Origin of the sequence: Leptospira bouyouniensis (assembly GCF_004769525.1) — a bacterium.
In the GTDB taxonomy this organism is placed as follows: Bacteria; Spirochaetota; Leptospiria; order Leptospirales; family Leptospiraceae; genus Leptospira_A; species Leptospira_A bouyouniensis.
Genome location: NZ_RQFT01000010.1, coordinates 119014 through 134217, shown reverse-complemented (window position 1 = coordinate 134217; position 15204 = coordinate 119014). Strand labels below are relative to the sequence as shown.

13 protein-coding genes are annotated in these 15204 nt (G+C 35.1%); 7 read left to right on the top strand and 6 right to left on the bottom strand.

Annotation, left to right across the window (positions count from 1 at the left end; genetic code table 11):
• The first annotated feature begins 212 nt into the window (after positions 1–212).
• Genes EHQ43_RS10860 through EHQ43_RS10850 form a run of 3 tightly spaced genes read left to right on the top strand, consistent with a single transcriptional unit; the run spans position 213 to position 4323 of the window.
• A complete protein-coding gene (locus tag EHQ43_RS10860) occupies positions 213–917 on the top strand; it encodes an ABC transporter ATP-binding protein (protein WP_135771217.1) in 705 nt (234 codons plus the stop codon).
• A complete protein-coding gene (locus EHQ43_RS10855) occupies positions 914–3385 on the top strand; it encodes an ABC transporter permease (RefSeq protein WP_135771216.1) in 2472 nt (823 codons plus the stop codon). The genes EHQ43_RS10860 and EHQ43_RS10855 overlap by 4 nt, the downstream gene beginning before the upstream one ends.
• A 38-nt stretch (positions 3386–3423) precedes the next feature.
• Entirely contained in the window at positions 3424–4323 is a 900-nt protein-coding gene (locus EHQ43_RS10850; RefSeq protein WP_135742944.1) for a hypothetical protein, read from the top strand.
• A 21-nt stretch (positions 4324–4344) separates the two neighbouring features.
• Here the strand turns inward: EHQ43_RS10850 and EHQ43_RS10845 are convergent, their stop codons facing one another.
• Entirely contained in the window at positions 4345–5097 is a 753-nt protein-coding gene (locus EHQ43_RS10845) for a hypothetical protein (RefSeq protein WP_135771215.1), read from the bottom strand.
• Positions 5097–5654 (bottom strand): orotate phosphoribosyltransferase, encoded by a 558-nt coding sequence (gene pyrE, locus EHQ43_RS10840; RefSeq protein WP_135742942.1) that lies wholly within the window; start codon positions 5652–5654, stop codon positions 5097–5099. Before pyrE ends, EHQ43_RS10845 begins: the two co-directional genes overlap by 1 nt.
• Before the next feature lie 436 nt (positions 5655–6090).
• Here pyrE and EHQ43_RS10835 point away from each other — a divergent pair, with 436 nt between their 5' ends.
• The gene (locus EHQ43_RS10835) at positions 6091–6771 is read left to right on the top strand and encodes a TetR/AcrR family transcriptional regulator (protein ID WP_135771214.1); all 681 of its coding nucleotides are present in this window, start codon (positions 6091–6093) and stop codon (positions 6769–6771) included.
• Here EHQ43_RS10835 and EHQ43_RS10830 read toward each other — a convergent pair.
• A complete protein-coding gene (locus EHQ43_RS10830) occupies positions 6764–7750 on the bottom strand; it encodes a cytochrome-c peroxidase (RefSeq protein WP_135771213.1) in 987 nt (328 codons plus the stop codon). The genes EHQ43_RS10835 and EHQ43_RS10830 overlap by 8 nt on opposite strands.
• 293 nt (positions 7751–8043) lie before the next feature.
• On the opposite strand from EHQ43_RS10830, the gene EHQ43_RS10825 reads away from it, so the two are divergent.
• Entirely contained in the window at positions 8044–8391 is a 348-nt protein-coding gene (locus tag EHQ43_RS10825; protein WP_135742939.1) for an LEPBI_I2431 family sigma-54 regulated protein, read from the top strand.
• Between the two features lie 80 nt (positions 8392–8471).
• On the top strand, positions 8472–9404 hold the full coding sequence (locus EHQ43_RS10820; RefSeq protein ID WP_135742938.1) for an ornithine carbamoyltransferase: 933 nt from the start codon (positions 8472–8474) through the stop codon (positions 9402–9404).
• Between the two features lie 137 nt (positions 9405–9541).
• On the opposite strand, the gene EHQ43_RS10815 is transcribed toward EHQ43_RS10820, so the two are convergent.
• Positions 9542–9985, bottom strand: coding sequence for a globin domain-containing protein (locus EHQ43_RS10815; RefSeq protein WP_135753001.1), 444 nt, complete (start codon positions 9983–9985; stop codon positions 9542–9544).
• A 272-nt stretch (positions 9986–10257) separates the two neighbouring features.
• Here EHQ43_RS10815 and EHQ43_RS10810 point away from each other — a divergent pair, with 272 nt between their 5' ends.
• Positions 10258–11250 (top strand): HpcH/HpaI aldolase/citrate lyase family protein, encoded by a 993-nt coding sequence (locus EHQ43_RS10810; protein ID WP_135742936.1) that lies wholly within the window; start codon positions 10258–10260, stop codon positions 11248–11250.
• A 56-nt stretch (positions 11251–11306) separates the two neighbouring features.
• On the opposite strand, the gene EHQ43_RS10805 is transcribed toward EHQ43_RS10810, so the two are convergent.
• Together EHQ43_RS10805 and EHQ43_RS10800 are read right to left on the bottom strand one after the other, a co-directional pair.
• On the bottom strand, positions 11307–13379 hold the full coding sequence (locus tag EHQ43_RS10805) for a methyl-accepting chemotaxis protein (protein WP_135753002.1): 2073 nt from the start codon (positions 13377–13379) through the stop codon (positions 11307–11309).
• 163 nt (positions 13380–13542) lie between these two features.
• A complete protein-coding gene (locus tag EHQ43_RS10800) occupies positions 13543–14682 on the bottom strand; it encodes a FecR family protein (protein WP_135742934.1) in 1140 nt (379 codons plus the stop codon).
• Positions 14683–15204: the final 522 nt, after the last annotated feature.

Genomic DNA, 15204 nt, shown 5'->3' with positions numbered 1-15204 from the left:
AAAATAGTTTCATTTTCACTGGTATTATCTTCAGAATTTTTCTCAATCTGAAGAAATTCACTTACTTCGGAGAATTCCGAAATGTTCCAGGAAACTTGCGACTTTCCGAGAAACAAAAAAGTAAAAATCAGAATAAAAACTACTCGAAATAGCAATTTGTTTCCCTTCCATTTAAAGCTTTCACCTGTCCTATAAAAGGGAAGTTATTTTTCGTGGAATTTAAAAAAAAAGACAAACAAGCAAATATTGCCATCGATGTAAAAAACCTGAAAAAAAGCTATCAACAGGGTAATCTTTCCATTCCAACCTTAAAAGGAATTAATTTCGAAATACCTGAGCAAAAATTGGTGACTCTTATGGGTCCGTCAGGTAGTGGGAAGTCCACTTTACTGAATATCCTTTCAGCAATTGAAAAAGCAGATAGCGGGAGTGTAAAAATCTTTGGGAAGGAATTGATTGGAGCATCGGAAAAAGAATTTACCGAATATCGTAGAGACAAAATTGGAATTGTTTTCCAGTTCTTTCACCTTTTCCCATACCTTACGGCAACTGAAAATGTATCTCTCCCCCTTTTATTGGCGGGCAAAAACAAAAAATTTGCAGAAAAAAAATCTTCCGAAATATTAGAGTTAGTTGGTCTTGGGCATAGATTAAATTTTACACCCAAGGAAATGTCTGGTGGTGAAAAGCAGAGAGTTTCTATCGCACGTTCCATTGTTCACGAACCCAAAATAATTTTCGGAGATGAACCAACTGGAAATCTTGATTCCAAATCTTCTGACTTAATCTTAGAGCTCTTTAAAAAATGTGTATCTGATTTAGGAATCACAGTATTGATTGTCACCCATAATGAGGATATTGGAAAATCAGGTAACATAAACTATCACATGCTTGATGGGAAACTTCTGAAAAAATGATTCAAATCTATTTTCATTTTATATTTGGATATTTCAAAGACCATTTAAGTAAAATTATTTTTAATATATTGAGTATTAGTCTTGGAATTGCCCTTTTTGTTAGTACACAGATCAATGGATGGAAGGCAGAAAAAAGTTTAATCGATCAAACAATCGGCTTCAATGAAAAAAACTTTATTGGGCGTTATGTTTATACTGGAAATTTAATCCAAAACCGCTCGAATCATTCAATTCTAAAAAATCTCGACGATTCATTGCCAAATGGAATCATCGTTGAACCTGAATTACACCTAAAAGGATACTTCAAAATTGAAGACAATCAAATCATAAGTATCCCTGTAATTGGCAGAGACATGATCACCCATTTCAACTTCGAAAACCGAATCAATACCTTTCAACGAATTCCTAAATATATACTCAGCAAATCATTGCTTCATAAACTTAAAACAAGTACAAACACAATTCAATTGTCCTTATGCAACAAACAACTTGAAATAAACATAAGCGAAATTGAAGAAATATCGAAAGATGGTATCTTTGCAATAATGGACTTAGAAAGGTTACAAAACTTCTGCAACCTTACAAACAGTTATACAACAATAAAATTAATTAATCTACCCTATAGTAAATTCGACGAAAAAAACTTTTATCCAACTAACACATTCAATGATTGGACTTTCGAATCAAAAAAGGAAATCATTGAAAGAGCTGGAATCGCATTAGGTTCACTTAAAATTAACCTAATGATCATTTCTCTGGTCTCAGTATTAATTTCATTTTTCATGGTATCCAATATTTATACTGGTTTGTTTTTATCTAGAAAAATAGAATTTGGAATTTTACTTTCAATGGGAGGAACAAGACTCAATAACTTCCTATTATTTATTGTTTTATCCATTTTAATGGGTTTTCTAGGAGGTGGGATTGGAACGTATCTCGGCATAACCATCTCTAAACTAAATTTAGTAAAAACTGTATCCACCGTAACTGATTCTTTACAAATTGAATCTTATCAAGACTTTCCTAATGATATCCTATTCTTTGGAATCACGTTATCTGTATTTGGTTCAATCATCAGTGCAATGTTCAATTCCATAAAAGCTTATAATATTTTACCAATTGAGTTATTACGAGATAAAAATGAGTCCTCAGTAAATTCGCCAATTAATGTATCTAATCATTCAAAATGGATAATCTTAATTCTTTTGATATCATCAGGAATACTAATCGGAAACCTTAAAATTGAAAAACAAATTTTACCTGGACTAATAGGCGTTGCCTTAGTAATATTAGGATTTATCATTTTAAATTTTATTTCGATTCCCTATTTCATTAAGGGAATTAAGAAATTAACAAATACCTTAAATCTATCACCTAGTTTCATTATTGGATTAAAGGAAATTGAATTAGATTCTTGGAAGAATGGATTAATAATTTCCACAATCATGTTATCAACTTCGCTTGTTTTTACACTTTCCACCTTAACAATGAGTTATGAATCATCTTTAAAACATTGGATTGATGAAGAAAACAAATCAGACTTCTCATTAATTAACGAAGAAAAACTTAGTTCAGGTGAGCCAGGAGTTCCAATTGAGCTGTTTCATCTACTAAAAACAAAAAATATTTTTCTAGAAGTTGAACCATTCTTTATTAATTCTAAATTTATATTAAATGGAAAGTATTTCACATTACATGTATTAAATCTTTCTAATTCATTTAATAAAGATCAAATCCTTGTTTCAAAAAACCTTTGTTTTCTCGAAAAAATATGCAAAGGAGATATTATTTTAATCAACTCTGAAAAAAAAGGACAAATACGATTGGAAATCCAAGGTGAAAAAGAACATTTTTTTTCTGAAAGAGGAACAATCCTTATGGATTTTGAATTGTTTAAAAAACTATTTTCAACGGAATTTTTGAATTCTATTCGCCTAACTTTTTACAAAAATACAAAACGAGATGAGGCGTATGAGTTTGTTCAACTTATTTCAAAAAAATACAATTTGGTTTATTTGGATCAAAATCAACTAAAGAAGCTTTATTTAGAAGGAATGAATCAAGTTTTTTCAGTTTTGGATACATTGAAAATTTCTGCGATTTTAATTTCAGTACTATCTCTAGTCACTTCTATATTTTATTTTGTAAAAGAAAAATCAAAAATTCTTGCAGGTTTAAAAGCAATTGGAATGAGTCTCACACAGTTATATTCTTTACTATTCTATCAAATACTATTTCTATTATGCTCTGGAATCTTGTCCGGGATATTAAATAGTTTAATTTTAGCACCCATCGTTGTTTTTGGAATCAACCAGAATGCATTTGGTTGGAATTTAATATTTTCATTTCCAGTTCACTTTGTAGCGAAACTCCCGATTTTGATTCCAATTTTTACAGCTATAATTACTTTAATTCCATTTTATTTCATTTATAGAATGAAAATTTCTAAGGAGTTAAATTACGAATAATTCTTTACCAAAATGATACCATTCCATACTTTTAGATCATGGCAGGTAGTATAAAAATTTGTTTGGATCTTGCGGATATGATTCGAAAAGAGAATCTTGAATCCCGAGATAAAATCCCAACATCTGATTCACACCTTCGCATTTGGTCCTCTCAGTTAGCTAGATCAGAGGAAGAAATCAGAAAACTATTAGCCGCTCTACGAGATAGCCATTTTATTTTTTTAGTTTCTATTGTTTCTCCAGATCCAAATTTATTCGTCTATGGAGAAGATGCATATGTTTTTGCAGAGCCGTTTATATTAAATGAATTAAAAAAACATTCTGAAGAAACATTAGAAAAACTTTACGAAGCAAGTAATTACAAACGAAAATCGGCATTTCAAATTACTAGAGAATTATTTCCAAAAATTAAAGAATTCAATAATACTCCTCTCGGTCGAGCAATCAACTTATCTGTCATGTTGGAAGAGTTCCAACGTATGTTAACTGCACAGAGTTATGAATATACTGACCAATGGCGAAGAAACAAACTACAAGAGATTTTCAAAGACGAAGTGTTACAGGCTGAAGAATTAGCAAATAATGCAAATTTTCGTGAAAATGATCCTACAAAAAGAGCCGTTGACCAATTAAAAGACCAAGCACCTAAGGAAAAAATTGATTCAAATTGGGTTAAAGCAAAGGAAAATTTCTCTACTGAGTTTTTACTTAGAGTTCATTTTCGGAAATACGAATTTGATATTGTAAAAAAGCTGATTCAATCAGGAAAACTAAAAGAAGAAAAAGATATAAAGTATGTAAGAGACACTATTCAATTAATGGAAAGCAGAATGGAGCAAGATAATCTCCTAAAGAGATATGCGAATGAAATGATTGACCTTAGGCGTTATGCACAAGCAAAATTAAATATGTTGAGACAAGGTCTCGGCTCTAGATAAATTACACTTTCTTTTAACGAATTAATTTTTAAACCAACCTACTTTATCCAATTGTGTATAAACCTGGAAGAAAAATACGATCAAACTTATAAAAATCAGCCTACGTTTTAACGAATATCTATTATCGATATGATTTTCCTTTTCAGGTGAATACAACAAATAGATAATTATATTAACATTAAAAAATAAACCTAAAAATTCTGAACTAATAAAGGGTACTTTTTCTCTTAGAATCGGAATATAAAGAAATATTAGAATAATAATGCTCGGTATAAAATAAATAGGAGTTTTAAGATTCCATAGCCTATCGTCCGTTAAATCATAAACACTTTTAATTCCTGTTATTTTTTCAAGAACCAAACGCAATTCATCTTGATTCTTCAAATTTACAATTGGATGGATTTTTTCCTTTGTTTCCAAAACGATTCGATCATACCCTCTAAATTTATCTAAAGTGATCTTTTCCAAATCTTTCACTCGAATTGTTGCGCAATTTCCACTTGAATCAAATTGTTTTAACATCCCTCCTTCTAACTCTATCTTTCCGCTTGAAAGAATTTCGATTTGTTTTAAATAATTTCTACGTAAAAACCAAAAGAAAAATGCTAAAAGTGGGACAAAAATGATGAAAAATTGTCCTCTAGCTTCTTTAGGTATTTGTAAGCTGTTATAAATTACGAATAAAATAAAAAGTAAGATAACTGACCAAGTTCTGGTGAGTAATTTTTTACGAAAAATGGAAACATCGTATAAAAAAAGTTTTTTTTCACTCATTAGAAAAACTCACTTTTCGCAAATATTGATGACATAGAAACATTCTCGGATTCCAAGTTTTCCCTACCACCTTCTTCTCTATCCAATATACAGATCCCTTTTGAAACTTGGATCCCTACTTCTCTTAATACTTTGACCGCTTTCAGTGTTGATCCCCCAGTTGTGATCACATCATCGACAACAAGGCAAGATTTCACCTCTTTCCAAAATCCCTCAATTTGTTGGCCAGTCCCATGACCTTTTGATTCTTTTCGAATTACGAGAGGATATATAGTTTTACCTCTCTTCTGGTATGCTAACGAGATTGCGTAAGCGATTGGATCTGCGCCGAGTGTTAGGCCACCAACCGCCTCAAATTCTATGTTTAAATTTGGAATGATTTCTTCAATGAAGCATTCAGCTAGTATGGATAACCGCAAAGGATGAAGTGTGACTTCCTTACAATTGAAATAATGCTGTGATTCCAATCCACTAGCTAGACGAAATGGTGTTTCGGAAAAACGGTAAACGTAAGTTTTCATCCATTGGAAAAGTTCATCTCGATAGGAATGCGACATATTCTAATTATTTTCTGTGATTTTCCATGAATACAAATTTTTACCAGGAAATTGAATTCTTAAAGCACATCCGATTTTCTGCAGGTATTTATGGGAAGTACATAGAAGACTTGGCTTCAGGGAATCTAGTAAAATCAACATTTAGACCCAATTTTCTGTGCCTTCAGTGACATTGATCGACGGATATAAGGTCAATATTTCTCCTATTCACTCAAGATTTTGTGAAAAGCAATATTTATGCTTTAAGTAAATTTTGTTTTCAAATATATATTCATTAAATAAAAATTTACAGTTAGTGTAAATATACACTTAAGGTAAATTTTGCTTGAAAAAAATAACTTACCATTAAAATCAACCGATAGATACGAAGCAATGACTGGGATTCTGATTCCCCTGTAGCGCCTTTTGATCATGAATCCTGCGAGGGATTAGAAAAATGGGACCAATTGAGAAAAACATGAACTCTGAATCTACTATGTTAGTGAAAATACCTCTGAGAATTCGAAAAAAGAAGAAAACGGAAGAAACAATTCTATCCGTGGCAAAACAACTTTTCCAAGAAAAAGGATATGCACGAGTAACAGTTCCAGAGATCGCAGACGAAGCCGATGTATCAGTTAAAACCATTTTTAACTACTTTGGTTCGAAGGAAGAATTGGCATTTCAAGAAGAAGTTCAGTTTTGTGACCAGTTGATATTACACCTATTATCGAGAAATGAAAACCAAACCATATTTGAATCCTTTCAAAACTTTCTATGGACATTAATCCAATCGATAGATCCCGATCATCTAATTGAGTCTTTACCAGGATTTCATGCATGGATGGATGATCCAATTCTTGAGCAACGTTATTTATTATTATGGGAAAACTACGAAAAAAGGATTACGGATGCCTTACAATTAGAGCTTGGAAAAAAAGAGTATGACCCAGTTTTAAGGGTGATCGCTTGTCAAATTGTTGCAATTTTAAAGACTTTAGGTTCGAAAGATTTTAAAAATTATTTAAAACCAATCCCTTTGGCACTTAGGTACCGAGCTTTGGAAAAATGGACACTCGGATCCCTCGAGCTAATATCGGGGATCCGAAATCATCTTCAGAAAACTGATTTTAATTGACTCGATTCTTATCAGCGAGAGTTCCTAAGAACAAAACGATCTTTTTTGTTTCATCTTCTGAAAGGTTAATACCCAATTGGTGGTACGCCATTTTTTGTACTGCTTCTTCAATCGTGGCAATTTTACCATCGTGAAAATATGGTCCTGTCAAAGTAATATTGCGTAAACTTGGCACTTTGAAGACGAATTTATCTTCTGCTCTTTTTGTGATTTTAAAAAGGCCTAAGTCCTCAGTTTTAAATTCATTCACAAGACCTACTTTACGGTAAGAATTCCCTCCAAGTAAATTTCCTGAATGGCATGAAGTGCATCCTGCGGCGAGGAAACTCTTAAATCCTTCTTGTTCTGCCTTTGAAATGGCTTTAAAATCGCCTCTGACAAAATCATCGAAACGAGATTGAGTCACAAGTGTGCGTTCAAAAGCTGCAATGGCTCCAGCAAGATTGTCATAAGTAACCGGATTCTTATCATTAGGGAATGCTTCCGCAAATAGTTTTGGGTATTCCGCATCCTCATTGATTCTTTTTAGAACTTCTTTTTCAGTAGGCATTGCCATCTCTACTGGATTAAGAATTGGTCCTTTCGCTTGGGCTTTTAAATCAGGAGCTCTGCCATCCCAAAATTGAACAAAATGAAAACCAGCATTGAGTACAGTTGGTGAATTCCTATCTCCATTTTTTCCAAAAGCACCTGGAGAAGTTGGAAGGTTATCTACTCCAGCAGACTTACCTTCAATATTATGGCAGGAATTACAGGATTGAGTTTCATTTTGAGAAAGTTTCTTCTCAAAATAAAGTTTTTTACCAAGTGAAACAAGTTTCTCTGAGTCATTCTCTGACCCTGGCATTTTTTCCGGCAAAGCACCGATGATTTGTTTTGCTTTTCCTTGGATTTCTTTTGTATCTTCAGATGGGCCACAAAAGACCAAAGAAAAGAGCACGAATGTCATTAGAAAAGGTGTAAATATTTGTTTGGACATGTCCTTCCTCTATGCGCTATCTCAAGCGAATTTAGTTCTGCGGGCAAGTGAGATTTCATGGAAATCTACCGAAAAGGAATTGAAACCGAAGAAAACAATGTAACTATAGCAATTCTAAAAAGTAGGCATTTTTCTTAGCGATCATCTTTCAACTGCTAGTGGAATCGGCAATGTACGGCAAATAAATGGCATGACGATGATCGTTTCATGTAAACCAAACATTTCTAGGCCCATCCTCAATTGGCACGAAATATGCAGTATACCAATGGCATACAAATCATATGGAGTTTATTATGTTAAATACAAGAAGAACAGATCGCATTACTTCCTTGGAATGGGATGACTTAGTATTGAAACTTTTTTCCATCAATGAAAAACCCGAATTTCTTGTGACAAAGATTGGAAATATTTCTGAATTGGGAGTTAGCAGTTGGATCCAACACGAAGTTGGACTGCAAGAACGAGACATTGTGACTGGAATCATTGAAAGTGACTTAACTCGATCACGAATTTCCTTTCGTGGAAAAATTGCATGGATGAAAGAATCTGACGATAGTGTCCAGTTCGGAATTAAATTTTCAGAGGAATTGATTCTCCCTAATTTTATCATCGCTAGGTCTATGGCAGAATCAGCAGCATAAAAAAATAGTTTTCTAGGATGTAATCGTTATAGATTCCTCTCGATTTCGAGACATGAAAGTCCGATACTTGTAGAGTAGCTATGTCCCAAGTGAAACATTTGATCTCCTGGCAGGATTGGTCCGATGGAGAAATCCAAGAACTCCTAGATTTTGCAGTTTATGTAAAGAAAAATCGCGTGTATTTTTCTGGTCACATGTCGGGTAGATCACTTGCAATGTTATTCCAAAAGACTTCGACAAGGACCAGGGTTTCATTCGAAGCTGGAATGACGGAACTAGGTGGGCATGCGATTTTTTTGGATTGGATGGCTTCCAATTTTTTACTTTCTGACATTGACTTTGAAGGAAAGTATCTATCAAGTAATGTCGCCATTATCATGGCTCGACTCAAAAAACATGAAGATCTTTTAGTTTTAAAATCAGGCTCCACTGTACCTGTCATCAATGGATGTTGTAATTTATTTCATCCTTGCCAATCATTGGCAGATATATTAACGATTGTTATGGATTCACCGAGTGATTGGAAAAAGAAACAATTATGTTATATTGGAGTCCACAATAATGTCGCCAATTCGCTTGTAGAAATCACAGCTGCCCTAGGTATCCATTTGATTTTGGTCACTCCAATTGCGGCAAAAGAATCCATTGTCTCAGAAGCGATCGACAGAGCACAAAAGAAGGGAACGATTTCTTGGGAAATGGATGTTAAAAAAGCAGTTTCTCATGCAGATTATGTTTATACAGATACTTGGGTTGATATGGAATTTTTTAATGACCCAAAATACCAAAAAGAAAAAGAAGAACGCATCCAAATGATGATGCCTTATCAATTGAATGCAGAGCTAATGAAACATTCAAAGGCAAAAGTAATGCATGATATGCCAATTCACGCAGGTTATGAAATCACACGGGAAATGGTCGAAAGCGATCGTTCTATCATTTTTACGCAGGCTGAAAATCGATTGGATGCACAAAAAGCAGTGATCTTAAAACTCTTAGAAAATCACAATTAAAAGCCTATCATTTGAAATTTTAAGACTATTTCCATTATTGCAATTGATTTTGAGAGATTCCTTTTGAAGCCATAGCAAATTTACATTCACTGTAAATTTTCTGAAAACCTAATATTGCAACTATTGGCAAATGGGTTTCAGGAATACTTTTCCCATGGTGGTTCTTTCCGATTAACCATCCATCCACTAAATCCATCTAAAAAATATAGAAAATCAATTTTATCATCATGTTCAAAATCAAATCCCTGTAAGGCTTCATCGTAACATTGAAACCAAATGGATCGTTCTTTTTCTGATATAGGAAAAACGAAATGGCGCATCCGCATCCTTGCGGGTCCCCATTTCTCGATATAATAACTTGGTCCACCTAACACCTGGATGAGAAAATCAGCTTGTTTTTCTTTTGCAAGTTCCCAATCACCTTGGAACATCCATCGGATTTCAGATTCTTTGATACGGTCATAAAAGTCTGAGACCAAATGACGAATTTTTTCCTCACCCCATTTTTGGAAGAGGAGTTTGATATTTGGATTCGCAGTAGGTGGTCCACCTGGTGGGGTGTAAGGTTCGTTCGGTTCCAATTCTCTACTAAGATTGCGAAAGGGACAGGAAGGGGAAGTCGATTTTTCGACCGGAGCCGAAGGCGGAGCCCGGACTGGCCCGGCCCTTGTTTGCAAGGGTTCGCCCCAGAAAAGTTTGCAAACATAGTAACGTTACTACCAGTGTAAAATTGACGATTGATTGCAAAGGTAGGTCTGAATGCTGTTAGATCCCTTCAGATTTTGGCATTAAATCCTGGACGACAGGCAAAATTCACAAAACTTGGTAAAAAAATCCGAAAAAGGTATATTAAATGGCACTGACTCACCCGCAATCAGCTCTCTTTGCAGGAGAAAAACCTTTCCCTATCATCCCTGCTTGTGAACACTTCGCTGGATCTGAAAAACTCATCACAAAAGCACTCGAGTTACAAAACAAACTTGGTGGTCTTTTTGATATTACGATGGACTGTGAAGACGGTGCCCAAACAGGGAAAGAAAAAGAACATGCCGAAATGATTGTTCGTATTCAAAATTCTGAATTGAACAAACATAAAATGAGTGGTGTTCGTATTCATGATTATACAAACGAACATTGGAGAGGTGATATTGATATCATCGTTCCAGGTGCAGGAAATGTAATTGCTTATATCACAATTCCAAAACCAACTAAAGCAAGCCAAGTAAAAGAACAAATCACTTACATCCAAGAAGCTTGTAAAAAAGCTGGGATCAAAAGAGAAATTCCAATTCACGTATTAATTGAAACACACGGTGCACTTAACGATGTATTTGAAATCGCAAGTTTGCCTTGGTTACAAGTTTTGGATTTTGGATTAATGGACTTCATCTCTGGTCACCACGGTGCAATCCCTGCTTCTTGTATGAAGTCACCAGGACAGTTTGATCACGAATTACTTCGACGTGCAAAATCTTCTATGGTTGCTGCGGCTCTTATGAATGGAGTGATCCCTGCACACAACGTAACTTTAGATTTGAAAAACACATACCAAACATACCAAGATGCAAAACGAGCTCACGATGAGTTTGGTTTTTTACGTATGTGGTCAATTTATCCAGCACAAATCCAATCGATTTTGGATGCTATGGCACCTAACTTTGCAGAAACTCAAACCGCTTGTGATATCCTTATCAAAGCACAAGATGCAGATTGGGGACCAATCCAACACGATGGTGACCTTCATGACCGTGCAACTTACAGATATTTCTGGGAATTGGTTCAAAGGGCTAAACTTACAGGACAAAAACTTCCAGACGAAGTTGAGAAAAGATTTTTCTCAAAATAAGATTTTAAACAATCAATCCAAACATTTTGAAAAAGGTCCACATATGTGGACCTTTTTTATGTCAATTTAAACTTCTCTACCTGAGTGGAAAGGTAGGAAGCTTGTGATGCAATCTCTGCCGAGACAATCGTTAGTTGGTCTGAACCAGAGGCAACATCTTGCGTTCCATTTGAAATGCTAATGATTGTTTTAGATATTTCTTCGGTGGCACGTTTTTGTTCAAAAACTGCCTCTTCGATTTGTAAATTTAGATTTGTAAGTAGGTTCGAATTTTGTGCTATATCTTTTGCATTGTTTTCTTGCTTAAGAACAGAGTTTAATACTCGTTTTGCTGAAGTTTCAAATTCTTTGACACGATTATTCAACAAGTTTAAAACTTGAGCAGCTTCCGATACCTTTCTGTTCCCGTTTTCGACTGCTGAATTAGTAGAAAAAACAAGGTCACCAATTTCTTTTACCGAAGCTCCAGTTTGTAAGGCGAGTTTTCCAATTTCTTCTGCAACGACTGCAAATCCTCTTCCAGCATCCCCTGCTCTTGCTGCTTCAATGGCCGCATTCAAAGCTAATAAATTTGTTTTTTCCGAAATTTCAGTGATGATATCTAAAACCTCACTGATTCGTTCTGCCTTTTCACCGATGTCTTCCATTGCTTTCGTTGATTCATTCATAGCTGTTTCACCAATCACAGCGTGTTCTCTTGATTCGGATGCAAATTTGGCAAGATATTCCATTTCTTTATTAATGTTTTGCACTTCTTCACGAAGGGTTAATACAGACTTGTCAATTTCTTTCATTTTGAGAACTGCTTCTTCCATCGACTTACCAACATTGTCAGCGGAAGCAGATAATTCTTCTACTGCAGCTGAAGACTCTTCTGCTGCACTTGCCTGGGTTTGTGATATGTCTGACAAATTTTGAGATGTAGATGCCATCTGCGTCGATTGGTTTCCCAATTTGTGTACTGTAAGTTTGATATCTCCGATAATGGAAACCAAACTATTCCTCATTTGATTCATAGATTCTAACAAACTTCCAATTTCATCTTGGTTGATTTCATCGGCGTTCGTAGATAAATCGCCACTCGCAATTTGAGAAGAAAAGGAAATGGCTTTGTTTAAGCGATTGCTAATCAGATTCTTAAACACAAAATTTAAGAAAAACAATACAACAAAAAGAATCAAAAGTGAAATTGTAATTGAGCTTATTACAACTTTCGTGACTTGTTCTGTTACGATCGAATCAGGGATACTGACTTGTAACGCCCAAAATTGAGGATCTTTTCCTATATGAAAGGGTGTAAAATAGTCGGTGATTCCATCATGGTGAATGGTAAACATCTCCCCGAGTTTCAATTTCTCTAAATATATTTTCAGATGGTCAGGATTTTGTATTTTTGTACCAAGTTTTCCTTTATCCTGACCATACATCACATAGGTTCCGTTATCTGAAATAAATGATATATATCCTTGCCCGCGGAATGCTCTGTTGTCTCCAATTTTTTCTTGTAAGGTGCTTATGTCTAAATCGATCCCGGCGGCACCTAAAAATTTTCCTTTAGGATAAATGGGAACAACAAGTGATATCATTTGGATTTTTTTTCCACCTGCAAGGTATTCATAGGGTCCAAAAACTTTTGCTTTGTTTGTTTTTTTTACCTGGAGGTAAAAGTCTCCAGCTCCATTCGGATTGTCATAATCTACAAGTGGTTCAAAATTAATTTTTCCATCAAGTGTATGGTGTAAGTATGGGATAAACCTTCCTGTTTTATCGTGCCCAGGTTTTCCAATAAAAGCGGCATCTCTACCTTCGTAGGCATTTGGTTCATAACACAACCAAATCCCAAAAATATTATCGTTCCTTTCCAAAATTTCCCTAAGACTGCTTACCATTGAGTCCCGAGGAGGTGAGGCATAAAATAAAGCAAATCGATACCCACGAATCACTCCCATCATCGCATTCAAATGTTCTTGGATTTGGAAGGACCATTTTTCAGAGGTGATTTTTGCATTTTCTTGGATTTCCGATTTCAGATCCGTGATGGTACGGTAGATCTGAAAGGAGGTTAATATTGTAAAACCAACAAACAAAATTCCTGCGATAAAAAGAGAAACCCTCTGGCGAATACTCATAGGGGTCGATCTTAGACCTTCAGAAATATTTGTAAATTGTTTCGTATCTGATTTTGGTAATTTTCTTCTCGGGAATTGAGTGATTCACACATAAAATGGAGAAGATACATAATGCAAAAGGCAGCGATCCTATTTTAAAAGGATCGCCGTTACTGATTGTATATTACTTTTTCGTCTTAGTTTGCACTTTAAAGTTTTTGTATTCGACATATTCGATTTCATCCACTTTCAATTGCATCACCCCTTTTGTGGAATGCACGATGAAGATATCACCAAGTTGAGCCACTACGGCTCCTGAAAGAACTTCTCCATTTGACTTATGAATTGTTTCTAAAACACTGTAATGTTTTTGAATTTCTTCTTCTTCGTCTAAATTCATCTTTTCAGCATTGGATGTAATATTAGAAATTGCAACGTTACGTTTGCTTTCATGTTCCTTTTCAATGTTCTCAACAATTTCTTGTGAAACTTGATTGTTTTCACCTTTGTTTTCTACTTGTTTTTGAATGAGATCAGGATCCACCGAAACGAGAGTTTCAACTTCTGCTTTTTCTTGTGGTGAAATTGGACTCTCCACTTTCTTGATTCCACTCTGAACATCCGAAAATCCAGCGATTTCGTCCTTAGTGAAACTTGATGCTGCCATCTTTGCATTGATGATATATACCAATTCATTGAGGCTTGGGTTCACCTCTAAGGTTTCACCTGGTTCAAGAACCACTTCGTTTTCTTCTAATGTTTTTACTAAACGATCATAACTATCCTTAGAAAGACCATCATTGAGTTCGATGAGCTTCGGACTGGTTTTAAAAGCAACGGCGACAGCTCCTTCATATACCTTCACCTTCGGAACAGAACCCTTTTCCAATTCAAAAGAAAATACGGTACCACGAACCCCCGCCACCATTGTAGGCGAAGTTATCGAAAGGCTTTCATTTGCTTTGAGTTTGACTGATTTGACTAAAAGATTCCCTGCCCAAATGTGGATGTCGGTATTAGGTCTCGTAGTTCCTGCAAAATCCCGAAATAAAACGTCCGAATTCTCTTTGATCCGGATGATTTCCCCACGGTATGTTTGTAAGTCGACCTTTCCAAGTTTCGATAAAATTCGATCCCCGGGTTTGATCACATCACCGAGTACTGCAAACTTTTCCTTTCCTTCATTCATGATCGTGACTTGGCCTTGCAAAAAAGTGACAACGGCCCCAGAAACTTCATCCTTTGATTCGTTTTGCCAAAATACAAATTTTTGGCATTGTGTGATTGATACAAAAACGAGAAGTAGGAGTAAGATTTTTTTCATATGATTTTCCGATTGTGTTGGTATTTTCTTCAACAGATCAATAGAGGCACATTCTCAAAAAAGGTAAAACATTTTAAAAAAAAATACGAGATAAAATAGGATTTACCTCAATTCCAAAGTAAAAATACAAAAATATGACAATCGTTACTGTAACAGAAAGTAGAATCGAATGATGAATCCGATTTTTTTGCTGTTGATTGGCGGTACATCGGGCATAACAGGTCGGACCAAACCGATAAAAATGAAAGTTGGACCGATGAACAAAGGTTTACCGTCAAAACTGTAACTTTGGTGTTTGATTTCCTTGTCCTCGGGAAGGGAAACAAATGTTGATACTTCTCGAAAATATCAGCCAGTGAAAATGTTTCAAGGGATTCTGTGTAAAAAATTTATCATACCCATGGGTAAAGATGGTTAGAACAGTCAATGGATGCACTAACTCCATTCATAGAAAACATACAAGAGTCAGTTTAAACCATCCCCGCTTTTGGTCTTCCACTTCCCTTTTCTTTATTTTGTTTT